The 23,741-nt window shown below is 55.3% G+C and carries 20 protein-coding genes; 8 read left to right on the top strand and 12 right to left on the bottom strand.

Features of this window, described 5'->3' with window-relative positions; all coding sequences use genetic code 11:
* Positions 1-2: 2 nt before the first annotated feature.
* The 9 genes from atpB to ravA all read right to left on the bottom strand — a co-directional run bounded on the left by atpB (position 3) and on the right by ravA (position 11,234).
* The gene (gene atpB, locus ACTJKZ_RS19610; protein WP_161733302.1) at positions 3-821 is read right to left on the bottom strand and encodes a F0F1 ATP synthase subunit A; all 819 of its coding nucleotides are present in this window, start codon (positions 819-821) and stop codon (positions 3-5) included.
* 8 nt (positions 822-829) lie between these two features.
* Positions 830-1,210 (bottom strand): F0F1 ATP synthase subunit I, encoded by a 381-nt coding sequence (gene atpI / locus ACTJKZ_RS19615; RefSeq protein ID WP_013359561.1) that lies wholly within the window; start codon positions 1,208-1,210, stop codon positions 830-832.
* Between the two features lie 711 nt (positions 1,211-1,921).
* A complete protein-coding gene (gene rsmG / locus ACTJKZ_RS19620; RefSeq protein WP_222924812.1) occupies positions 1,922-2,539 on the bottom strand; it encodes a 16S rRNA (guanine(527)-N(7))-methyltransferase RsmG in 618 nt (205 codons plus the stop codon).
* 47 nt (positions 2,540-2,586) lie between these two features.
* A complete protein-coding gene (gene mnmG / locus ACTJKZ_RS19625; RefSeq protein WP_161733306.1) occupies positions 2,587-4,476 on the bottom strand; it encodes a tRNA uridine-5-carboxymethylaminomethyl(34) synthesis enzyme MnmG in 1,890 nt (629 codons plus the stop codon).
* 432 nt (positions 4,477-4,908) lie between these two features.
* Positions 4,909-5,349, bottom strand: coding sequence for an FMN-binding protein MioC (gene mioC / locus ACTJKZ_RS19630; protein WP_440829968.1), 441 nt, complete (start codon positions 5,347-5,349; stop codon positions 4,909-4,911).
* Positions 5,350-5,504: 155 nt separating this feature from the next.
* Positions 5,505-5,966, bottom strand: a complete 462-nt coding sequence (gene asnC, locus ACTJKZ_RS19635; protein WP_003849496.1) for a transcriptional regulator AsnC — start codon at positions 5,964-5,966, stop codon at positions 5,505-5,507.
* A gap of 104 nt (positions 5,967-6,070) precedes the next feature.
* The gene (gene ovoA / locus ACTJKZ_RS19640; protein ID WP_440829969.1) at positions 6,071-8,209 is read right to left on the bottom strand and encodes a 5-histidylcysteine sulfoxide synthase; all 2,139 of its coding nucleotides are present in this window, start codon (positions 8,207-8,209) and stop codon (positions 6,071-6,073) included.
* Positions 8,210-8,280: 71 nt separating this feature from the next.
* Positions 8,281-9,741 carry an ATPase RavA stimulator ViaA gene (gene viaA / locus ACTJKZ_RS19645; RefSeq protein ID WP_161733312.1) on the bottom strand — a complete coding sequence of 487 codons (1,461 nt, stop codon included), beginning with the start codon at positions 9,739-9,741 and terminating at the stop codon, positions 8,281-8,283.
* Positions 9,738-11,234, bottom strand: coding sequence for an ATPase RavA (ravA, locus tag ACTJKZ_RS19650; protein ID WP_440829970.1), 1,497 nt, complete (start codon positions 11,232-11,234; stop codon positions 9,738-9,740). Before ravA ends, viaA begins: the two co-directional genes overlap by 4 nt.
* 292 nt (positions 11,235-11,526) lie before the next feature.
* On the opposite strand from ravA, the gene kup reads away from it, so the two are divergent.
* Complete coding sequence (gene kup / locus ACTJKZ_RS19655; RefSeq protein WP_440829971.1) at positions 11,527-13,395, top strand: low affinity potassium transporter Kup; 1,869 nt, start codon at positions 11,527-11,529, stop codon at positions 13,393-13,395.
* A 15-nt stretch (positions 13,396-13,410) separates the two neighbouring features.
* Here kup and qseC read toward each other — a convergent pair whose 3' ends face one another.
* Together qseC and qseB are read right to left on the bottom strand one after the other, a co-directional pair.
* Positions 13,411-14,766: a quorum sensing histidine kinase QseC gene (gene qseC / locus ACTJKZ_RS19660; RefSeq protein WP_222924814.1), complete on the bottom strand. Its 1,356-nt coding sequence runs from the start codon at positions 14,764-14,766 to the stop codon at positions 13,411-13,413.
* Positions 14,754-15,425 carry a quorum sensing response regulator transcription factor QseB gene (qseB, locus tag ACTJKZ_RS19665; RefSeq protein ID WP_222924815.1) on the bottom strand — a complete coding sequence of 224 codons (672 nt, stop codon included), beginning with the start codon at positions 15,423-15,425 and terminating at the stop codon, positions 14,754-14,756. Before qseB ends, qseC begins: the two co-directional genes overlap by 13 nt.
* Before the next feature lie 162 nt (positions 15,426-15,587).
* On the opposite strand from qseB, the gene ACTJKZ_RS19670 reads away from it, so the two are divergent.
* The 7 genes from ACTJKZ_RS19670 (at position 15,588) to rbsR (ending at position 21,971) form a co-directional block, all read left to right on the top strand.
* Positions 15,588-15,995: a YgiW/YdeI family stress tolerance OB fold protein gene (locus tag ACTJKZ_RS19670; RefSeq protein ID WP_161733330.1), complete on the top strand. Its 408-nt coding sequence runs from the start codon at positions 15,588-15,590 to the stop codon at positions 15,993-15,995.
* A 182-nt stretch (positions 15,996-16,177) separates the two neighbouring features.
* Positions 16,178-16,597, top strand: a complete 420-nt coding sequence (rbsD, locus tag ACTJKZ_RS19675; protein ID WP_161733332.1) for a D-ribose pyranase — start codon at positions 16,178-16,180, stop codon at positions 16,595-16,597.
* Between the two features lie 7 nt (positions 16,598-16,604).
* Positions 16,605-18,113, top strand: coding sequence for a ribose ABC transporter ATP-binding protein RbsA (gene rbsA / locus ACTJKZ_RS19680; protein WP_161733334.1), 1,509 nt, complete (start codon positions 16,605-16,607; stop codon positions 18,111-18,113).
* The gene (gene rbsC, locus ACTJKZ_RS19685; protein WP_161733336.1) at positions 18,110-19,081 is read left to right on the top strand and encodes a ribose ABC transporter permease; all 972 of its coding nucleotides are present in this window, start codon (positions 18,110-18,112) and stop codon (positions 19,079-19,081) included. The genes rbsA and rbsC overlap by 4 nt, the downstream gene beginning before the upstream one ends.
* A gap of 25 nt (positions 19,082-19,106) precedes the next feature.
* The gene (gene rbsB, locus ACTJKZ_RS19690) at positions 19,107-19,982 is read left to right on the top strand and encodes a ribose ABC transporter substrate-binding protein RbsB (protein WP_098051971.1); all 876 of its coding nucleotides are present in this window, start codon (positions 19,107-19,109) and stop codon (positions 19,980-19,982) included.
* A 62-nt stretch (positions 19,983-20,044) separates the two neighbouring features.
* Entirely contained in the window at positions 20,045-20,974 is a 930-nt protein-coding gene (rbsK, locus tag ACTJKZ_RS19695) for a ribokinase (RefSeq protein WP_440829972.1), read from the top strand.
* Between the two features lie 13 nt (positions 20,975-20,987).
* Entirely contained in the window at positions 20,988-21,971 is a 984-nt protein-coding gene (gene rbsR / locus ACTJKZ_RS19700; protein ID WP_161733341.1) for a ribose operon transcriptional repressor RbsR, read from the top strand.
* On the opposite strand, the gene mdtD is transcribed toward rbsR, so the two are convergent.
* Positions 21,968-23,368 carry a multidrug transporter subunit MdtD gene (gene mdtD, locus ACTJKZ_RS19705; protein WP_161733343.1) on the bottom strand — a complete coding sequence of 467 codons (1,401 nt, stop codon included), beginning with the start codon at positions 23,366-23,368 and terminating at the stop codon, positions 21,968-21,970. The genes rbsR and mdtD overlap by 4 nt on opposite strands.
* Positions 23,369-23,741: the final 373 nt, after the last annotated feature.

A 23,741-nucleotide genomic window follows, 5' to 3' on the forward strand; every position in this document is an offset into this window, starting at 1 on the left:
AATCAATGCTCTTCAGATGCCATCGACAGATAGACAATCGTGAGGACCATGAAAATGAAAGCCTGTAGCGAAATGATCAGGATGTGGAAAATGGCCCACGGCACATTCAGCACCCACTGCGACCACCACGGCAACAGACCGGCAATAAGGATAAAGATCAGTTCACCCGCATACATGTTACCGAACAGTCGTAAACCCAGTGACACAGGCTTAGACAGAAGGCTTACACCTTCCAGAATCAGGTTGATCGGGATGAAGATCGGGTGGTTAAAAGGCTGCAGCGTCAGCTCTTTCGTGAAGCCGCCAATGCCTTTCATTTTGATGCTGTAGAACAGAATCAAAATAAATACGCCCAACGCCATAGATAGCGTGATGTTCACGTCTGCAGATGGTACGACGCGCAGCGCCGGTAACCCCAATACGTGCTCACCAATATATGGCAGCAGGTCGATTGGCAGCAGATCCATGAAGTTCATCAGGAAGACCCAGACAAAAATTGTCAGAGCCAGCGGGGCGATAAGTTTGCTCTTACCGTGATACATGTCGCGCACGTTACTATCAACGAAACCGACAACCAGTTCGATAGCCGCCTGCATTTTCCCTGGTACACCGCTGGTAGCAGACTTCGCCACGCTACGGAACAACACCAGGAAGATGATTCCCAGCACCATAGAGAAAAACATGGAATCGATATTTAATACCCAGAACGTCGCGGGAACGTCGTGCGGATTCACTAACTCGAAGGTACGCAGGTCCAACTGAAGATGAGTCAGGTGGTGACCAATGTACTCTTGCGGAGTAGAGATTTCTCCTGCAGCCATGATGCCTCTTACCCTTTGTTGTTAATTACCGCCGGTGCCAGCATTTGAACCACCAGCACCGATAACCAGGTTATTCCGACCGGCCAGAAGACCGCCCCGAACAGACCCAACGCCACAATGAGCAAAATGATGGTCGCAAACACTTTAGCAATTTCACCTAAAGCGAAGCTCCACGCGACTCGTCCCGAAGCGGGGGGTTGCCCCTGCAGGCGCCAGGCTAAAAACAAAAACAATACGTTTGGCAGCCAGGCTGCCGCTCCGCCAGCAAGAGCAGAGACACCCCAGGTGACATCTTTAACAGCAAAGAGTCCGCCGATGATGACTATCGTCACCAGCTGAATCATCAGCACCGTTCGGGCGAATTTTACACTGTAAAGAGACACTGACATGACGCTGATACTCTCCTGCCCCGTTAGGGGTATGTCGCGTGTCGTATAAGACTGCCTTTGCGCAGTTGAGTCAAGCAGCAAAAGCCGTGCAAATTATACGGGCCGCACCTGCGATTTCAATCGGTAAGTAGCGAAAAGGTGAACAATTATTTAAATTTCTTTCCGAAGGGCTATTTTTCCAAAGATTACCCTGCAGAGATTCACCCGAATCTGACTGAAAATTCACTCGCATCTTGCTTTTAAAGCGTGCTTTAGATCACATAATAAGCACTCACACGACATTGAGTTTTATCTGTGGCCTATTTAAGAACAATCTGCAAAACAAATTAAACCTTTAAAATCATAAAATTAAAATTACAAAAATGGGCAGGCAGGACTATTTTCACAGAAAACACGCTATTGACATCGAACTGTGCATGAGAATCGTGAAATTGATATTACGTACGCAAAGTTATTACCACGATATATTTTCCGGCGTGACTACTTTTATTCCACGACCCGCCTATACAAGTGATATTTCTGATAACCGAATGTGAATTAAACGTTAAATGTAACAGAGCTTTTCGGATAATTTCCGTCTCCGTTTTTAACCTTCGCTCAGCCTAGGCTTAATCAAAATCTTTTATTGATAACGCATCATCTGCACTTTTTTCATCTACACCCTGATTAAAACCCTGGCAGAGAAACGTTAAATCCCTGCAAACCAGAGGGCTACTGATGACGAATAATGACCAGATGACGGTCACCTTCCAGCTGAGGCACCTGCAGCTTTATCACTGCATCGGAGACATAGCCGGCCGGTAACTCAGCTATTTCATCGTCCGGGCGGACACCTTTGAGCGCATAAAAGCGCCCTTCCCCGCCAGGCAGATGGTGACACCAGTTCACCATGTCGGTCAGCGAGGCAAATGCACGGCTGACGACACCATCAAACGGCGGCTCAGCCGGAAACGCCTCAACCCGGCTCTGGACCGGAGCAATGTTAGTGAGTCCTAACTCATGCTGAACCTGACGCAGGAAACGTACCCGCTTGCCCAGGCTGTCGAGCAGCGTAAAGTGCGCGTCGGGCATCACGATAGCCAGCGGAATGCCAGGCAGTCCTGGCCCGGTTCCCACATCAATGAAACGCGAGCCTTTCAGATGCGGCGCCACCACGATGCTGTCGAGGATATGGCGAACCAGCATCTGCTGCGGATCGCGCACGGATGTCAGATTGTAGGCTTTGTTCCACTTATCCAGCAGGCCGACATAGGCAACCAGCTGCTGTTTTTGTTGATCGGAGAGGGAAATACCGGCTGCCTTTAGCAGCGACGTGAGTGAGTTAATCACAGCATAAGTCCATTCAGCGGGGGCAAGTCACCTCGCCCCATTTCAGATCAGGCGCTTTTACGCAGCAGACCCTGTTTTTTCAGATAGATAAGCAGAATTGAGATGGCCGCCGGGGTGATGCCGGAGATACGCGTCGCCTGACCAATCGAACTCGGTTTGTGATCGTTCAGCTTGGCGATCACCTCATTTGAGAGGCCGTTCACCTGGCGATAATCAAGCTCCACCGGTAACAGTGTGTTCTCGTTACGCAGCTGGCGATCGATCTCTTCCTGCTGACGCGCGATATAACCTTCATATTTAACCTGAATCTCAACCTGCTCAGCGGCCTGCTCATCAGCCAGTGCCGGACCAAAGGCATCCAGCGTCATCAGCTTCAGATAGGTCAGCTCAGGACGGCGCAGCAAATCTTCGCCGCTCGCTTCTTTCGTCAGCGGTGCGCTGAGTACCGTGTTCACTTCCGTCACATGCTCTGACTTCGGATGAACCCAGATATCGCGCAGGCGCTGACGCTCCTGTTCAATCGCTTCCAGCTTCTGATTGAAACGCGCCCAGCGCGCATCATCCACCAGACCCAGTTCACGACCAGTTTCGGTCAGACGCAGGTCGGCATTGTCTTCGCGCAGCATCAGGCGGTATTCAGCACGGGAGGTAAACATCCGGTACGGCTCTTTGGTACCGAGTGTGCAGAGATCATCCACCAGCACGCCCAGATAAGCCTGGTCACGACGCGGTGCCCAGCCCTCTTTATCGGCAGACTGACGGGCGGCGTTCAGCCCTGCCAGCATCCCCTGCGCAGCCGCTTCTTCGTAGCCGGTTGTGCCGTTGATCTGGCCGGCAAAGAACAGGCCGTGAATAAATTTGCTCTCCAGCGTCGGTTTGAGATCGCGTGGATCGAAGAAATCATACTCGATGGCATAGCCCGGACGCACGATCTTCGCATTCTCCATGCCCTGCATGGAACGGACGATCTGAATCTGTACGTCAAATGGCAGACTGGTCGAGATACCGTTCGGGTAGATCTCATTACTGGTCAGCCCTTCCGGCTCCAGGAAGATCTGATGCGAGTTACGATCGGCAAAGCGCATCACTTTGTCTTCGATCGACGGGCAGTAGCGTGGACCGATCCCCTCGATGATCCCGGCATACATCGGGCTGCGATCCAGGTTATTACGGATCACCTCATGGGTTTTCTCGTTGGTATGCGTGATCCAGCACGGTACCTGCTGCGGATGCTGAGACGCATTACCCATAAACGAGAAAACCGGCATCGGGTGATCACCGTGCTGCGGGCTAAGCACTGAAAAATCGATGGTGCGCGCATCGATACGCGGTGGCGTACCGGTCTTGAGGCGGTTTACCCGCAGCGGCAGCGCACGCAGTCGTTTTGCCAGCGGAATGGACGGGGGATCGCCAGCGCGACCGCCACTGTAATTATCCAGACCGATATGAATTTTGCCGTCAAGGAAAGTGCCGACGGTAAGCACGACGGTTTTCGCGCGGAACTTCAGTCCCATCTGGGTGACGGCACCCACCACACGATCGTTTTCCACGATAAGATCGTCGACCGCCTGCTGGAAGATCATCAGATTAGGCTGATTCTCCAGTGCCGTACGCACCGCCTGCCGATAAAGCACGCGATCTGCCTGAGCACGGGTGGCCCGTACTGCCGGACCTTTGCTGGCGTTTAGTATCCTGAACTGGATACCCGCCTGGTCAATCGCACTGGCCATCAGACCACCCAGGGCATCCACTTCCTTCACCAAATGTCCTTTGCCAATCCCACCAATCGCCGGGTTACAGGACATTTGTCCAAGCGTATCAATGTTATGGGTGAGTAACAGGGTTTGCTGACCCATTCGGGCTGCCGCCATTGCGGCTTCGGTGCCCGCATGACCACCACCAATTACGATGACGTCAAAAGGATCCTGATAAAACATGAAGTGGTACCTCGGTTGATGAACTTGCAGGATCGTCGTCCTGGGGCGTGGATTCTACTCAAATTCCGTCTGGGGTGAAAGTCGCGGGATCGTCCGGTTTTAAAAGAAAGGATCTTAGATCTGTATATGATCTTTCTGTTAGATCTCTTATTAGGATCCCGCCTGTCTGTGGATATGTGCCAGAAGCAGAACAGAAACAACAGGATGACGAGGATCACTAGCTGTGAGTGATCGGTGATCCTGATCCGTATAAGCTGGGATCAAAATGGCACGTTATCCACAGCTCAAAAATCGTTCTACGGTTATTCCTTGGATAACTACCGGTTATACGCAGTAAAATAGGGTAGTTATCCACAAAATAAACGAGCAGAAAAGGATAAAATCAGCATCTTCCACTGGGGATCATCACTATTTCGCGATCCCCAGCCCCCTTCAGATCGCCTTTTTCCAGCTTTCCAGCCAGGCTTCCGCCGGATCTTCAGGGATCTCATGCTCCAGCACGTCAATCTCCAGACGATCGCCGATCTGCTGGGCTCCCAGAGCAATCAGCTGTGCTTCAATCTGGCGGATCGCACCACAAAAGAGATCATATTCATGATTGCCGAGGCCTACTGCCCCAAAACGAACCTGAGAGAGATCGGGCTGGCTGTCACGGATGGCTTCGAACAGCGGCAGCAGGTTATCGGGAATATCGCCTGCACCATGAGTTGAACAGACCACCAGCCAGATACCCTCATGTGGCACTTCATCCAGCTCCGGGCCATGCAGCATCTGCGTTGAGAAACCCGCTTCCTGTAATTTTTCTTCCAGATGTTCAGCCACATACTCTGCGCTACCCAGAGTACTGCCACTGATTAAGGTGATATCGGCCATCTTGCTCTCCCGGACATTAAGGCGAGCATTGTACGCTGTGATCAAGCGGTGATCCACCTGTGGACAACAGGGTTAATAGATTAAGAGAAGCGAACGCAGCCGTTGCCAGTCGCCACATTCGTCAGGGATAAGATTATGCACAAGGCGGAGAAGGATCAGGGCTTGATAGTGCGCATGATGGGGTTTTGCAACGAGATCAGCGTTTCCGTCGACTGAATTTCATCGATGGTCTGGATCTTGTTGATCAGCACCTGTTGCAGGGCATCAATGGATCGGCACATCACCTTAATAAAGATGCTGTAGTGGCCGGTGGTGTACCAGGCTTCAACCACTTCATCCAGCGCATCCAGTTTGCTCAGCGCAGCCGGATAGTCACGCGCGCTTTTAAGGATAATGCCGATAAAACAGCAGACATCAAACCCCAGCTGGCGCGGATCGATATCAACCCGGGTGCCCAGGATAATGCCCGCCTGCTTCATCTTCTCCACGCGGACATGAATGGTGCCGGGGCTGACGTTAAACTGTTTTGCCAGCTCGGCGTAAGCAGTGCGCGCATTGTCGAGCAGGGCATTCAGAATGCCGCGATCCAGGTTATCGAGCTGCAGATGTTCGGCCATGGCCATCCTCGTTATTGGTCTGCTTTAAGTAAACAAGGGTGAATGTGCAGCAAAATAACGGTTCAGGCAACTACCGGCAGCGACGGACGCCGCTGCCGGTTCACTTAGCGTTTACGCCAGACGGTAACCTGCGCCAGTGTGTGCTGGAACTTGCGGGCCGTTTCGCGGATCACAAAGGGTTTATCCTGTGGATCATCGACCAGCTCGAAGTCGGCTGCCAGCAGACGTTGCAGTGCCTGCAGCGTCGTCAGTGCCTCACCATTCTCACGCACGCCGCCCAGCCAGTTCTCCTTCGGCGTGAAATCTTCAAGCCAGGTATAAGGCGATGAGAGCAGTAGGATGCCGCCCTGACGCAGCATCGGCGTGACATCCTGCAGGAAGCGCGCGGGCTGACGCAGGCGATCAATCAGGTTGGAGGCGAGCACCAGATCGTATCGGCCAGGCTGTGGCTTCAGGTTACAGGCGTCGCCCTGAACAAACTGAATCCGCTGCGCCAGTTCGCTCTCCAGCGCGAAATCTTTCAGGCGAACCTGGCGATACTCCACCAGATCGCCTTCCTGTGGCAGGAGATAACGGAAGTCTTCGCCGCTGGCCAGCTGAAGCGCTACATCAATGAAGCGCGCCGAGTAGTCCATGCCGGTGACACGTTCAAAGTGGCGAGCCAGTTCAAAACTGGCGCGTCCGGTGGCACAGCCAATATCCAGTGCCTCGCCGCGTGCCGTGGTGTAGTTCAGCGCGAGGTTTACCAGGCTTTCGGCATAGTTATCCACGCCGAAATAGCGCGGGCCATACTGGAAGTCGAGGTATTGCGACACCATGGCGTCAGATTCATACGGGTTCAGCGCCATGGTTTCCTGATGGCTGGAAACCACGTAGCGGAAACCGGCATGCTGGAAGAAGTGGCGGCGGAACGCATAGCGTGCCGATTTCAGCGCTTCGTTGCCGGTCGATATCCAGCTACCGCCTTTGATCAGCGAATGTTTGCCATCAAAGGTCGGGGTAGAGAAATCATCGTAAAGCGGGTGGACTTTAAAACCTTCAAAGCCGTTGGTCGGCGTGGTCGTCCACTGCCAGACGTTACCGACGATATCGAAGAAGTCGCCCTGGGCGAAGAGATCGACCGGTGAAGAGGACGCCCAGTACGCCAGGTTAATGTTGCCCGGTGCCCGCTCCCAGTCCGGCTGATCGCCCGCAACCTGCTCGCGCAGCTGAGCCCACTCCGCTTCACACGGGAGCTGAACGCTCATGCCGGTCTGTTCCGCTTTCCAGCGGCAGAAGGCCGCCGCTTCAAGCTGATTGACCTCGGCAGGCCAGTCCCACGGCATCGCCACTTCTTCACACATCAGACGCAGTTTAAGCTGATCGGGCATCGCTGGCGTGCCGACCCAGAAGGTGGGCATCTCCGCTTTGGCAAACTGACACCAGCCCCAGCCTTCATCATCCCACCAGCGGGCATCCTGATAACCGCCCGCCTCAACGAACGCCAGAAATTCTGCGTTGCTGACCAGCATTTTGCTCGCCTTGAACGGCTGCAGCGCGATCTGCTGACGGCCATATTCATTATCCCAGCCGTAGGTATCGTCGGTTTTACCCAGCGTGACGGTGCCGCCTGGCATCGGCAGCAGGGCATTGGCCGGAACAGCTTCGCGCTGGTGACGCGCCATCGGACAGACCGGCCATGCGGCCTGCGGTCTGACCCATTCAACCGGTAACTGGCGGATGAGCACGCTGGACGTTTCCAGATGAATACGCTCATGCTCAATGCCCATCAGGATCACCCAGGCCGGACTCTCCCAGGTGATCGGCAGAGTCAGCGGCAGGGTCTGGATCAGATCGCTGACCAGCGCTTTAACGCGCCCGCGGTATTCGCGGACTTCTTCAACAGTGGGCCAGTCATAGTGGCTGTCGTTGAGATCGTCCCAGCTCATCTCATCCACACCAATCGCCATCATCGCTTCGATACGATCGTCCAGACGTGCGTCGATAAGGCGTCCGGCCATCAGCTTATTGATGTAGAAGGTAGCGGTGTGGCCAAAATAGAAGATTAAAGGATGGCGCAGCGGAATGGCTTTGGTAAACCAGGCCTGGGGATCGGCCAGACAGGTAAACAGACTTTCATACTGTTCCCAGGTCTGCTGAAAATAGGCCAGCAATTCGGCACGTTTTTGTTCAATGTTATGGCCGGAGAGCAGTAGCGTTCGCGTCGGCGCAGGCAGATCGCGATGAGGTTGAGCAAGCGTCACAGGGAGCTCCAGATTGCTGAGTAAGTGAAACGGTAATTCACTATAGCAAATGTGCATTTCTGCCCGATGACTTAACGCCGCCAGTGACGCAGCAGACGGCTTTTCATGCCGGTATCGAAACGCCAGATATGGTCGAAGATGCGCAGAATGCCTGGTTTCCCGTGGGCCGACATCGCCACGGCGTGAAAACGTTGCTGATTATTTCGCTGACGCGTTTTGATGGTCCCGATCACCTCTTCCGGCAGACGCTGAGCAATAAAATCGGAAACGATCACCGCATCGGCTTCCTCCCACAGTGCGCCTTCCATTCGGGTCACAACGGAAGAGAGGCAGGCGGCCAAATCGGTGCCGCCACGGAAACGCTGGCTCAGAAAGCGAATCGCCTGTTCCAGTCCGTCGTCACCGGTCAGCTCATAGCCAATCACCTCATGCGCAAACAGCATGATGTAGCAGCGACGGCGATCGGCCAGTGCAACTTTCAGCAGTGCCAGACAGAATGCTTTGGCGCAGCGCTCGTTGAAGCCCCCCATCGAACCGGAGGTATCGACGCAGACGATAAACGGCCCGCGCGGCTGCTCTTCATGCTGCTGGTGGCTGGCCGGACGCATAGTGACCTTTTCATGCCAGGCATCGCCCTGCAGCTTGTAGGTCAGCAGCCGTTTCTCTACCAGCCGCCGGTAAAACTCCAGCTCCAGTTCACTGATACTCAGCGCAGCTAACTCCGGTGGCAGCAGACGCAGCACGTCATCGCTCTGATGAATGCCGCTGACCTCCTCCGGCACGGAGGCAGGCTCCTGCACCAGATGATGAAAAGCTTCCATAGGGGCATCCTTTGACGGCACCGATTTTGCTTCGCGACTGCGACCCAGTTGCTGGGCCAGCTTCAGTAGCTCCGGTTGCTGCGCCAGAAAGTCGCCATATTGCAGCATCAGCTGATAGTCACCAGGCTGCAGTGACGCTTTGCTCATGTCCCACAGCCGGCCCGCGGCGGCTTCATCATCGTCACCGAGGATGGGTGCCAGCTGACCGCTCAGCGCCATGCGCTGCTGCAGTTCCGCCAGCAGGCGTTCGCGCTGCTGCTCCAGCAAATCCTGATTCAGCGTCAGCGTCTGTAAGGTCAGGCTGAGCCGCCAGCGTTGTAGAAAAAGCTGGTGCTGCGCGCTGCTGAGATGGCTGGTATCGGTGTGCAGCAGCAGCCGGTTGGCTTCATCCAGAAAAGGGGAAGGCAGGCTTTCAAGCGCCTGAAGCGTGGCATTCAGCTGGTGGCTGAATTCACGATCGCTGAGAAGTTGCACCCGCTGGAACAGCTGAAACTCTTCGGCCAGCGTGGCCGGAACCGGTGTGGTTTTGAGCTCAGCGTTGATCTCCGCTCGCCAGCGTGGCACCTCGCGCAACAGCGCTTTTTTCAGCCCGGGAAACTTTTCAAAAAACAGCGCCAGCTGCGGAGACGCCAGCAGGGCAATAATCAGCTCTTCAATCAGTTCGGTTTCACCCACGGAGAGCAGTGTGCTGAGCGTCTCCAGTGGGATCATTTACGCGCCTGTTTCAGCTGTTCCGCCACATCCTGCAGGCTGATTTCAATGCGCGCCAGCCAGTCATCACTGATAAACAGGCAACGCTGGTGCTGGCTGAACAGATGACGCTGTGACCGCAGTTCACTCTCCAGTGCATCCAGCGCATCGGTGATCTCACCGGGCAACGGCTCGCTGTTGCTGACGCCAGGCAGGGTCAGACGCGACGATTGCAGGCTGACATCACGGATAGCCAGGCAGTGCTGCGTATCCACCTGTAAATCCAGGCTTTGCGCAAAGCCAATCCCATTAAGCTTGCCGCGAACCTCGCCGCCTTTCTGTAGCCACTGATTCAGGGCATCACGCGCAATCACCAGGTGGGTCACCTGCATGTCGTGCAGCATCAGCGGCTTTTGCAGCATCAGCGTCAGTTGCTCATCGGTAAAGCTTTCCGGCAGAACGTAATGGGGTTTGCGGCTGAACATGCCGCTGTGTTTTTCCAGAGTGATCGCCTGCGCGATGCTCTGCTGTTGCTGCAGAGCCAGGCGACGCGCTTTGATCTGCTGCAGTTTCAGCAGCATCGGCTGCTGCTGCCAGGCATGCTGCGTCATCAGCTGATCGATTTCTCGCTCCAGCAGCTGCATGGACGCGACGTCGTGCCAGAGGCAATCTTTCAGCAGGATCAGATCTATCGGGGCAATGGTATTGCGACCGCTGTAGAAAGCGCTGGCCTGCAGCAGATGAATGGCTTTTTTCCAGCGACGATCGGAAATATAAGGTGCGGCAGGCTGGCTCTCCAGTTGCTGACGCAGCTGATAAATCAGCTCAAAGACGGCATCGGGCAGGCTGACCTGGCTGATGCCGAGCTGCCACTGCGCATACTCTTCATCACTGATGCGCAGGGATTCCGCGACGGGATTGGTATGTTCATCCTGCTGGTGGGTCAGCATGCTGCGAAAATTCTGCTTCTCATGCACGTTATCCAGCCACAGGCGGATCAGCATTCGATCATAAAGCGCTTCAAGGCCGCTATCCGCTTCCGGCAGTTCGTTGGAAGCGGTAACCAGCAGCCGCATCGGGATGGTCTCTTCGCTGTCACCATTGCGGAAACGGCGTTCATTGATAGCGGTCAGCAGGGTATTCAGAATCGCCGGACCGGCTTTCCAGATCTCATCCAGAAAAACAATCTCGGCGTCGGGCAGATACCCTTTAGTGAGGCGCTGGTAGCGTCCTTCATCTTTCAGTGCCTGAATGGAGAGCGGGCCAAACACCTCTTCCGGCGTGGAGAAACGGGTCATCAGATATTCAAAGGCGCGGGCGTGCTGAAAGGCATATTTAAGGCGGCGGGCAATCAGGCTCTTGGCGATGCCCGGCGGTCCCAGCAGGAACACGCTTTCACCGCTCAGCGCCGCCAGCAGGCAAAGGCGAATGGCATGGTGCCGTTCATATAATCCTTTTTCTAACGTATTGCTAAGGCGAGAAATTCTTTCTGCCAAAAGATGGGGTTGAGCCATAATCACATCAATGTCCTTACGATCGTCGGGCCGCCGCGCTTAAGCAAGCGCCTTACTCTATAGATCATCATGCGTGAAAGCGTTGATAGCTGTCAGCTTTTTTGTTTCAGAAGGTTTGCCTGTTTTAAAAGTGGTGCTGGATGACAATTTATCGTCTTGAAATGACCCCGTTACCCTGACCGCGAGGCGAAGCGGGTATAGGAATTTTCGTTAAACCGTGCATACTGTGCGCTTTTTGATGGCCTGAGCGAGGGGTTTTTGCACCTCTTAGACTCCAACAAAAGATAACTCTATGAGCTCGGATAATAAGCAGTCACTTCGCGGATTAACGCTGGCCGCTATTGGTGTTGTTTACGGGGATATCGGCACCAGTCCGCTGTATACCTTGCGTGAATGTCTCTCCGGACAGTTTGGTTTCGGCGTTGAGCGGGAAGCGGTATTTGGCTTTCTGTCGCTGATTTTCTGGCTGCTGGTGCTGGTGGTCTCACTGAAGTACATCAGTTATGTGATGCGCGCCGACAACGCCGGGGAAGGCGGAATACTGACCCTGATGTCGCTGGCTGGCCGCCATACCGGTGCACGCGCCACGGCGGTGCTGGTGATCATGGGCCTGATTGGCGGCAGCTTCTTCTATGGAGAGGTGGTGATCACGCCAGCCATTTCGGTGATGTCCGCCATTGAGGGCCTTGAGATTGCTGCGCCGTCGCTGGATCCCTTTATTGTGCCGATGTCGATTGCCGTACTGACGCTGCTGTTTGCCATTCAGAAGCATGGCACCGGTATGGTGGGTAAACTCTTCGCGCCGGTAATGCTGGTCTGGTTTCTGGTGCTGGCGATCCTGGGTGTTATGGGCATCATGCGAAACCCGGACGTGCTGCATGCGCTGAATCCTGCCTATGCGGTTGAATTCTTCCTGCACTATAAGTCTGTTTCGTTCTTCGCCCTCGGTGCAGTCGTGCTGGCGATTACCGGGGTTGAGGCGCTCTATGCCGATATGGGTCACTTTGGTAAAGTGCCGATTCGACTGGCCTGGTTCTCAGTGGTGCTGCCGTCGCTGGTGCTGAACTACTTTGGCCAGGGCGCGCTGTTACTCAGCGATCCTAAAGCAATTAAAAACCCCTTCTTCCTGCTGGCCCCGGACTGGGCGCTGATCCCGATGCTGATTCTGGCAACGCTGGCCACCGTTATCGCTTCACAGGCGGTCATCTCTGGCGTCTTCTCGCTGACGCGTCAGGCGGTGCGACTGGGCTATCTGCCGGGGATGCGTATCATCCACACTTCTGAGCGCGAATCGGGCCAGATCTATATTCCGGTGATCAACTGGGTGCTCTATTTCGCCGTGCTGATTGTGATTATCAGCTTTGAGCATTCAAGCAATCTGGCTGCGGCTTACGGTATTGCGGTGACCGGCACTATGGTGCTGACGGCGATGCTCTCCTGCACCGTGGCGGTTAAAAACTGGCACTGGAATAAGCTGGCGGTCGCCGTCATCCTGGTGCTGATGCTTTGCATTGACGTGCCGTTGTTTAGCGCCAATTTGGTGAAAATTTTCTCTGGTGGCTGGCTGCCGCTCTGTCTCGGCCTGGTGATGTTTATCATTATGACGACGTGGAAAAGCGAACGTTTCCGTCTGCTGCGCCGCATGCACGAACATGGTAACTCCCTGGAGGCAATGATCGCGTCGCTGGAGAAATCGCCGCCGGTTCGCGTACCGGGCACAGCGGTCTATATGTCGCGTGCCCTGAATGTGATTCCGTTTGCCATGCTGCACAACCTTAAGCACAACAAAGTGTTGCATGAGCGGGTCGTGCTGTTGACGTTGCGCACTGAAGATGCGCCTTACGTGCACAACGTGCGTCGTGTCACCATTGAGCAGCTGTCGCCGACCTTCTGGCGGGTGGTGGCAAGCTACGGCTGGCGTGAAACGCCAAACGTTGAGGAGATCTTCCATCGTTGCGGGCTGGAAGGACTCAACTGTCGCATGATGGAGACCTCGTTCTTTATGTCGCATGAGTCGCTGATCATCGGCAAGCGGCCGTGGTATCTGCGCCTGCGCGGCAAACTCTTCCTGGCGCTGCAGCGCAATGCGCTCCGTGCGCCAGACCAGTTTGAGATCCCGCCAAACCGGGTTATTGAGTTGGGCACTCAGGTCGAGATTTGATCGGCAGCGCCCGCCTTACGGGGCGGGCGCTGCCCAGCGTAGCGTGACGCACAAGCCGCCACCGGGTCGCTGGCTGAACGTAATCTGCATCCCGTGCAGTTGGGCAATATTACGCACTATCGATAATCCCAGCCCGCTCCCACTCTTCTCCTGACCCGGCGGTCGCCAGAAACGCTCACCGAGCCGTTGCAGGTCGGCAGCACTCAGACCCTCGCCGTTATCCTCCACCGACAGGCTGTTTGCCTGCAGTCGCACATCGACTTCGCTGCCCGCAGGCGTATAGCGAATGGCGTTATCCAGCAGATTCCGCACCAGCAGCGACAGCAACAGCGGATGGCCCTGAATTTGTGGATCGGCCTCAGCGTGCAGCCGCAACGTGACACCGGTTTTATCCGCCAGCGGCAATTGTGCGGCGAGTGTCTCCTGCACCGTGCGTTTCAGCGCCACCGGTTCGAAGGCGCTGCGTGCATCATCAGCTTCAACCCGCGAGAGCGTCAGCAGTTGATCCACGAGCCGCGTGGCGCGGACAATGCCGGCATCCAGTTGTTGCAGCGCATGGGTTCGCATCACTTCGTCATCCGCAGTCAGCTGGATCACTTCGCTTTGCACCTGCAGCGCGGCCAGCGGACTGCGCAGCTCATGCGCGGCATCGGAGGTAAAGCGCCGTTCACGCTGCATCATGGCGCTGATACGGCTGAAAAGGCCATTAAGCGCAATCATCAGCGGCTGTACCTCTTTCGGCACGCGGTCTGCCTGCAGCGGCGTATCGTCATCGGGCGCGCGCTGCGCCAGCTGCTGTGCCAGCGTTTTCAATGGCCGCAGTTCAGACCAGACCAGGCCGATGAGCAACAGCAGCATAAACGGCAGTGCGATCAGCCAGGGCAGCATACTGGCTTTCATCAGATCCTGCGTCATGTCGTCGCGGTATTCCGACTCCTGACCGACGACTACCCGGAATTTCTGATCCGGCGTGGTCAGCCAGACAAACCGCCAGCGATCGTCATCATTGGTGAGCTGACCCTCATGAAATCCCTGATAGTCCGCCTCAAACGGCAGATAGCGGCCATTATCGCCATCATTCATCACCTGCCTGCCGTCACGGGTAAAAACAGCAAAGGCCAGGGCATCGTCATCCTGCTCCCCACGATGGTGGCGCAGCATCGCTTTGGTTCGGGGCAGCGTGGTGTTATCCAGCGAAGAGAAATCAAGCGTCAGCAGGCGCTTGGCCAGCAGCATCTGCTGGGTATCAAACAGCTCATCAAGGGTTTCACGGGTCTGATGCCAGGCACTCAGGCTGGCGCTGGCCCAGCAGAGCCCGAGCAGCAGCACAAAACCGATACCCAGCCGCAGAAACAGGCTCATTGATCGCATTCAGCGGCTCCCAGGGTATAGCCGACGCCGTGCAGCGTGCGGATAAACGCGCTGCCCAGTTTTTTACGCAGATGATGAATGTGGACCTCTACCGCATTGCTGGAGACATCGGCGTCCCAGTTGTAGAGCTTCTCTTCCAGCTGGCTGCGCGTCAGCACCCGTCCTGGGTTGCGCATAAAGAGTTCCAGCAGCGCCAGTTCACGGCTTTTTAACTCAATCGCTTCGCCATCGCGCATGACGCTATGGCTGCCGGGGATCAGCACCACGTTACCGTGACGGAGTTCGGGCTGCAGTTGACCATGACGGCGGCGGATCAGCGCCTGTAAGCGCGCGGCCACTTCGGTTAAGGCAAAGGGTTTACACAGATAGTCATCGGCTCCCATCTGCAGGCCTTCAACCCGCTGATCGAGCGCATCGCGGGCAGTCAGTATCAGTACCGGTACATCTTTGCCCAGCTGCCGCCACTGCCGCAGGATATCGAGCCCATCCCGCTCAGGCAGAGAAAGGTCCAGAATCACCGCATCCCAGGGCGCGGCCTCCAGCGCGTTAAAGCCCGACTCACCAGAGGTAAACCAGTCAACGCTGAAGCCCAGTTTACTCAGTCCCGCTTTGATACCGTCGCCAATTAAGCGATCGTCTTCAATCAGTAAAATACGCATTACGTCTCCCTGTTCTGATAGCGCTTTATACGAAGCAACTTCCTCCCTGTACAGATGATTTCGGCGAAAATGGCTTATTTTTCACGCTTAAGAAGCTGTTAAGAACTCTGTGGTCAACTGGGCGTATTCAAACCGAAAACACCACTGAGAAAGGGGTACACCATGAAAAAGCACGCTGCAATTCTGGCCGTCGTTATGCTGGCTTCCGCCCCGGTTTTCGCTGCACAGCAGGGCGGATTTGTTGATCCCAGTGCGCCGGCCGCACAGACGCCGTCAGCATCCGGTCAGGGCGGCTTCAGTGCCGATAACACCAGTGTGGTGACCGTGAAGCAGGCTGAAGAGATGAAAGATGACAGCTGGATCACCGTGCGCGGCAAGCTGGAAAAACAGATCGGCAAGGAAGATTATCTGTTCCGCGACCAGACCGGCACCATGAAGGTCGAAATTGACCACAAGCACTGGAACGGCCAGACGATCACGCCCAAAGATAACGTTGAGCTGACGGGTGAACTGGACAAAGATTTCAACAGCATTGAGATGGACGTTAAGCAGGTTAAGAAACTGCCTTAATCGTTTACTTCAGGGCCGCATTCGCGGCCCTTTTTTCGTCCCATTCCCCGCCTTAATGCAAATTTCTCCCCGCGTGAGCGAAACGTTTCGATAGCGATCACAGATTTCTTCTTTGCCGGTTGAGTTGATGGGGGCTTTTCATACACTTCAGACAGCGAAACGTTTCGCTATGGAGTGAAAAGATGAAAAAAGGTCGCCTTTTAAACGCAGAACTCTCTCATGTGATTGCCCGCCTGGGACACACGGATACGCTGACGATTGCCGATGCTGGCTTGCCCATTCCGGCCGGACCGCGACGCATCGACTTAGCGCTTACGCCGGGTACGCCCGATTTTATGCAGGTGGTGAATGCTGTCGCACTGGAGATGCAGGTAGAGAGTGCCCTGATCGCGGAGGAGATTAAGCAGCATAATCCGCACCTTCATAGCGCGCTCGTCGCCGTGCTCGAAGCCTTGCAACAGCACCAGGGGAATAGCATCACCATCAGCTACACCAGTCATGAAAAATTCAAACAACAAACGCAGCGTAGTCAGGCGGTCATTCGCAGCGGAGAGTGCTCTCCATTTGCGAATGTCATCCTCAGCGCCGGTGTGACCTTCTGAGGCCGCTATGCAACCTTTACTGCAACTCGACGGCATTGAAAAATCCTTTCCGGGCGTGAAAGCCCTGAAGGGTGCGTCGCTGAATGTCCGTGCAGGACGCGTGATGGCGCTGGTGGGCGAGAACGGCGCAGGCAAGTCCACCATGATGAAAGTGCTGACCGGGATCTATCAATATGATGCCGGTACGCTGCGCTGGCTCGGTAAAGAGACCCGTTTCAGTGGACCGAAAGCGTCTCAGGAAGCGGGTATTGGCATCATCCATCAGGAGCTGAACCTGATCCCTCAGTTAACCGTGGCGGAAAATATTTTTCTCGGTCGCGAATATGTGGGTCGTTTTGGCCGTATCCAGTGGCCGCGTATGTATGCCGAAGCCGATGCGCTGCTTAAAAGGCTCAATCTGCGCTTCAACAGCCACAAGCTGGTTGGCGATTTGTCGATTGGCGATCAGCAGATGGTCGAAATCGCCAAAGTGCTGAGCTTTGAGTCGCAGGTCATCATCATGGATGAGCCGACCGATGCGCTGACGGATACCGAAACGCTGTCGCTGTTCCGGGTGATCAACGAACTGAAAGCGCAGGGCTGCGGCATCGTCTATATCTCGCATCGCATGAAAGAGATCTTTGAGATCTGCGATGACGTCACCGTATTCCGCGACGGTCAGTTTATTGCTGAACGTCCGGTCAGCGAGCTGACCGAAGAGAGCCTGATCGAGATGATGGTCGGACGCAAGCTGGAAGATCAATATCCACATCTTAATCAGGCGCCCGGCGACGTGCGGCTCAAAGTGGAAAACGTCAGCGGGCCGGGCGTGGAGAACGTCAGCTTCAGTCTGCGCAAAGGTGAAATCCTTGGCATTTCGGGCCTGATGGGCGCGGGCCGTACTGAACTGATGAAGGTACTCTACGGCGCCCTGCCGCGTCGTGAAGGCGCAATGTGGCTCAATGGCCGGGAAGTGGTGACGCGTTCGCCACAGGATGGACTGGCTAACGGTATCGTCTATATCTCGGAAGATCGTAAGCGTGATGGTCTGGTGCTGGGCATGTCAGTGAAAGAGAACATGTCGCTGACGGCGTTAGGCTATTTCAGTCACGGCAGCGGCACGCTGAAACATGCAGCAGAGCAGCTGGCGGTAGGCGATTTTATCCGGCTGTTCAACGTGAAAACCCCTTCTATGGAGCAGCCGATTGGCCTGCTTTCAGGCGGCAACCAGCAGAAAGTGGCGATTGCCCGCGGTCTGATGACCCGCCCTAACGTGCTGATTCTGGACGAACCGACCCGCGGTGTGGATGTCGGTGCGAAGAAAGAGATCTACCAACTGATTAACCAGTTTAAAGCCGAAGGGCTGAGCATCATCCTGGTCTCCTCGGAAATGCCGGAAGTGCTGGGTATGAGCGACAGGATTCTGGTGATGCATGAAGGCCGTATCAGCGGCGAATTTACCCGAGAAGACGCCACTCAGGAGAGCCTGATGGCAGCCGCCGTAGGCAAGCAACACAGCGAGGATTTAGTGGTATGACGACCCAAACTTTACCGGCCAGCCGTCGCTGGTTTAGCAAAAGCTGGCTACTGGAACAGAAGTCGCTGATTGCGCTGGTGGTGCTGATTGCCGTAGTGGCCAGCCAGAGCCCGAACTTCTTTACCGTGGCGAACCTGTTCAACATTCTGCAGCAGACCTCGGTCAACGCCATTATGGCGGTCGGGATGACGCTGGTGATCCTGACTTCCGGTATTGACCTCTCTGTGGGATCGCTGCTGGCCCTGACCGGTGCGGTCGGTGCATCGCTGGTGGGCATGGAAGTCAATGCACTGGTCGCGGTAGCGGCTTCGCTGGCGCTGGGTGCGGCAATCGGTGCCCTGACCGGCACCATTGTGGCGCGCGGTAAGGTTCAGGCCTTTATCGCCACGCTAGTCATGATGCTGCTGCTGCGCGGTGTCACCATGGTCTACACCGACGGCAGCCCGATTAACACCGGCTTCAGTGCCAATGCCGATCTGCTGGGCTGGTTTGGTATTGGTCGCCCGCTGGGTATCCCTGCGCCGGTCTGGCTGATGGCGCTGGTCTTTGTCGCCGCCTGGTACATGCTGCAGCACACGCGTCTGGGTCGCTATATCTATGCGCTTGGCGGTAACGAAGCGGCAACGCGTCTCTCAGGCATCAATGTGAATCGCGTCAAAATCATCGTCTATTCACTGAGCGGCATGCTGGCGGCGCTGGCGGGCACCATTGAAGTGGCGCGTCTCTCATCAGCACAGCCGACGGCGGGTACCGGCTATGAGCTGGATGCGATTGCTGCGGTCGTGTTAGGCGGAACCAGTCTGGCTGGCGGTAAAGGCCGTATTTTCGGCACCCTGATTGGCGCGCTGATCCTCGGCTTCCTGAACAACGGCCTGAACCTGATGGGCGTCTCTTCGTACTACCAGATGATCGTTAAAGCGGTAGTCATCCTGCTGGCGGTGCTGGTGGATAATAAAAGCAGTAAATAACTCTGACCTTACACAGGATAATAAGATGAAAAAGTTAACCGCACTGGCCATGATCCTCGGCGCAACGCTCAGTACCAGCGCTATGGCAAAAGATACTATCGCGCTGGTGGTTTCAACCCTGAACAACCCGTTCTTTGTTTCTCTGAAAGAGGGTGCTCAGAAAGAAGCGGACAAACTGGGTTATAACCTGGTGGTGCTGGATTCACAGAACAACCCGGCTAAAGAGCTGGCGAACGTGCAGGATCTGACCGTTCGCGGTACTAAGCTACTGCTGATCAACCCGACTGACTCTGATGCCGTAGGTAACGCAGTCAAGATGGCTAACCAGGCGAACATTCCTGTCATCACGCTGGATCGTGTTGCGGCACAGGGCACCGTGGTCAGCCACGTCGCTTCCGATAACCGTTTCGGCGGTAAAATGGCCGGTGATTTTATCGCCAAAAAAGTCGGCGAAAATGCCAAAATTATTGAGCTGCAGGGCATTGCCGGCACCTCTGCTGCCCGCGAACGTGGCGAGGGCTTCAAACAGGCCGCTGATGCGCATAAATTCCAGATCCTCGCCAGCCAGCCAGCTGACTTTGACCGAACCAAAGGTCTGAACGTCATGCAGAACCTACTGCAGGCGCATCCGGATGTTCAGGCAGTATTCGCTCAGAACGACGAAATGGCGCTGGGTGCACTGCGTGCGCTGCAGACCGCCGGAAAAACGGGTGTGATCGTGGTTGGTTTTGACGGCACTGCTGATGGCGTGAAAGCCGTAGAAGCTGGCAAACTGTCTGCGACCGTGGCACAGATGCCAGACAAAATTGGCATGATCGGCGTGGACACCGCTGATAAAGTGCTGAAGGGTGAAAAAGTGAAGGCGATCAATCCGGTCGACCTGAAGCTGGTCACTCAATAACTCAAAGAAAAGCAGGGCACCGCGCCACCCTCCCGGTGGCGCACTTATTCCGGACTCCCCTAATGAGCAAAAACGCAAAACTGGCCGTTCTTGGCAGCATTAACGCTGACCACATCCTTAATCTGGCGCACTTCCCTCGTCCCGGTGAAACGGTGATCGGGCAGAATTATCAGGTTGCGTTTGGCGGTAAAGGCGCGAATCAGGCGGTCGCCGCGGGTCGTGCGGGTGCCGATATCGCCTTTATAGGCTGTGTGGGCGCTGACGACATTGGCGAACGTATTCGTGAGCAGCTCACACAGGACAATATTGATACCACGCCTGTAGAAGTGGTTGAAGGCGAGTCGACCGGTGTGGCGATGATTTTCGTCAACGGTGACGGTGAGAACACTATCGGCATCTACTCCGGTGCAAACGCGGCGCTAACGCCTGATTGCGTGGCGCGTCATCAGCTGGTCATTGCCGGTGCCGATGCACTTTTAATGCAGCTGGAATCACCGCTGGAGAGCGTGCTGGCCGCCGCGACATTTGCCCGACAGCATCAGACGCAGGTTATTCTCAATCCGGCACCTGCCACCCCTCTCTCCGATGAGTTGCTGGCGCTGATCGATATTATTACTCCGAATGAAACGGAAGCGGAGAGTCTGACCGGCATTGCGGTTAACAATGATGAAGATGCGGCCCGCGCGGCGGCAGCACTGCATGCGAAAGGCATCGGCACGGTACTGATTACGCTGGGTCGCCGCGGTGTCTGGTTGAGCGAGCAGGGAGACGGTCAGCGTATTGCAGGCTTCAGCGTTAAAGCTATTGATACCATTGCGGCAGGCGACACCTTTAACGGTGCCTTTATTACCGCAAGACTGGAACAGAAGCCGATGTATGACGCGGTGCGATTTGCCCATGCCGCCGCCGCGATTGCCGTTACGCGTTCAGGTGCACAGCCCTCCGTGCCGTGGCGCGCGGAGATCGATGAATTTTTGCTGCAGCAGGGTTAAGCGCTTGAGTACCATGAAAGATGTCGCTCGGCTCGCGGGCGTCTCTACCTCCACTGTCTCGCACGTCATTAATAACAATCGCTTTGTCAGTGAAGGCGTGCGGGAAAAAGTTGAGCAGGCTATACGTCATCTTAACTATGCTCCTTCTGCACTGGCACGCAGTCTGAAAATTAATCAGACGCACACTATCGGTATGCTGCTGACTACCAGCAGTAACCCTTTTTATGCCGAAGTGGTGCGGGGCGTGGAGGAGAGCTGCTATCAGCGTGGCTACAGCCTGATTCTCTGTAATACGGCGGGAGATGAGGAGCGGATGAATCGCAGCCTGGAAACGCTGATGCAGAAGCGTGTCGATGGTTTGCTGATCATGTGTACTGAAAGTCATCTGCCGTCGGCAGACATCCTGAATCGTTATCCCTCTATACCTGCGGTGATGATGGACTGGGCACCATTTGAGGGGCGCGGTGACATCATTCAGGATAATGCGCTGCTGGGCGGCGAGCTGGCCACTCAGCATCTTATCGACAGCGGTTATACCCGTATCGCCTGTATAGCCGGTCCTCAGGATAAAACCCCGGCCCGTATGCGGCTCGAAGGTTATCGCAACGCCATGACTAAGAGTGGGCTGGAGATTTTGCCTGGCTATATCGTGAATGGTGACTTTGAATTTCAGGGTGGCTACAACGGGATGATCGAGTTGCTGGCGCTGGAAACGCTGCCGGAAGCGGTATTCACCAGTAACGATGCGATGGCTGTCGGCGTTTATCATGCCCTCTATCAGGCTGGCATGCAGGTTCCGCAGCAAATGGCGGTCATGGGGTATGACGATATTGAACTGGCGCGCTATCTCACTCCGCCACTGAGTACTATTCATCAGCCCAAAGATGCACTGGGCGAACTGGCGATAGATACATTAATTCATCGTCTCAGCGATCCCGACGCCAGCCAGCAAACGCTGGTGCTGACGCCGGAACTGGTGGTGCGAGGTTCGGTTTAGCGCTTTTTCTTCTTGTCGCGATTACTGATCAGATTACGTCCATCGCCGTTTTTCAGCAGCATAAAAGTCAGTGCCGAAAGCACGGTAACAACACCCATGGTCAGAAACGTGGCATGGAACTGTGAAATGGTGCTGGTTTCAAACTCCTGATAGAAGCGCAGCACCGCCGCGCTGACGGCCACACCAAAACTGATCGCTAACTGCTGCGTCACTGCCAGCACGCTATTACCCCCGCTGGCGTTATCATCATCCAGATCGGCCAGAGTAATGGTGTTCATGGCGGTGAACTGCGTAGACATCGCCATACCGAGAACAAACAGTGGAAGCAAGAGTACAAAGATGCTTTCAGCGGGTGACTGCAGAGAGAAGCTGGCGATCAGGATGCCGATAATGGCGGTAATGCCGACCAGCAGACGGCGATAGCCCAGCCAGCGCAGCAGTTGTGTCACCGTTGACTTCGCCAGTATTGAACCAATGGCGGTTGGCGCCATCATGCAGCCTGCGATAATCGCAGAAAAGCCAAACCCGACCTGCAACATGAGCGGCATCAAAAAGGGCACACAGCCGGTGCCGAGACGAGAGGCAATATTGCCAACGATGCCGACTGAAAATGTCCGGGTTTTAAACATCGGCAGATTGATCAACGGTGAAGGGTGATTCCGGGCATGTACTATATAGAGGAGCAAAAGCACGATCCCGCTGAGTAATATCCCGCCCGCCAGCCAGGCAGAAACAATCCGCTCACCGAACAGCTCAATCCCAATTGAAATCATCACCAGTCCAGTCCCGAATAATATGAAGCCGAAAAAGTCGAAGCGGCGCTTGGGTGTAGTGAAGTCCGGCATATATTTGCGTGCGTAGATAATGCCGAGAATGCCTATCGGGATATTAATCAGGAAGATCCAGTGCCACGTCGCGTAGGTTACCAGCACACCGCCCAGCATGGGGCCCAGTATTGGGCCAACTAATCCTGGCATGGTGACGAAATTGAGTACTGGCAGCAATTCACTGCGCGGATAGGCGCGTAGCAGCGCAAGGCGTGCGACCGGCATCATCATTGCGCCACCCACGCCCTGTACGATTCGCGATATGACCAGCACCGAAAGCGTCGGTGAGAGCGCACAAGCCAGCGAGCCGAGGGTGAACAGCGAAACCGCAATGATAAATACCTTGCGCGTGCCGAAGCGATCGGCGAGCCAGCCGCTGACCGGAATCAGCATAGCGACAGTGAGGGTGTAACTGATGACGGCGGATTGCATGGCCAGGGGAGAACGGTCAAGGCTGGTGGCGATAGCGGGCAGGGCGGTATTCAGTATAGTGGCGTCGAGTGACTGCATGAAAAAGGCCATAGCCGCTATCCATGGCAAACCGGCCATGCTGCGCGAGGATTTTATCATTGAGTGTCCTTCCTGGGGTTATCCTGCGAGAAGAAGCAAAATAATAGCACCCGTAATCTGCAACGGCAGGTCTCTTTACAACGTTTGATCGCTGTTTTTGTGCGTTATTCGGCCATGAAACGTCTCTTTTTAAGCCGTTCGTTTAAAAAAGATGCGCTCAGTAAATTAATTCGAAGAAACACTTGTCAGCCTGCGGAAACTCCCTATAATGCGCCTCCATCGACACGGCACACCGGCAACGGGATGACGGGTTAAGAGGCACAGGAGACTGCGCCGCCGGAGAAAAACTTCTGAGAAAGAGGTTGACTCTGCAGGAGGAAAGCGTAATATACGCCACCTCGCGACAGGACGCTAACGCACTGTTCGCACTGCT

Origin of the sequence: Pantoea sp. 22096 (assembly GCF_052045955.1) — a bacterium.
GTDB classification, from domain to species: Bacteria; Pseudomonadota; Gammaproteobacteria; order Enterobacterales; family Enterobacteriaceae; genus Pantoea; species Pantoea alfalfae.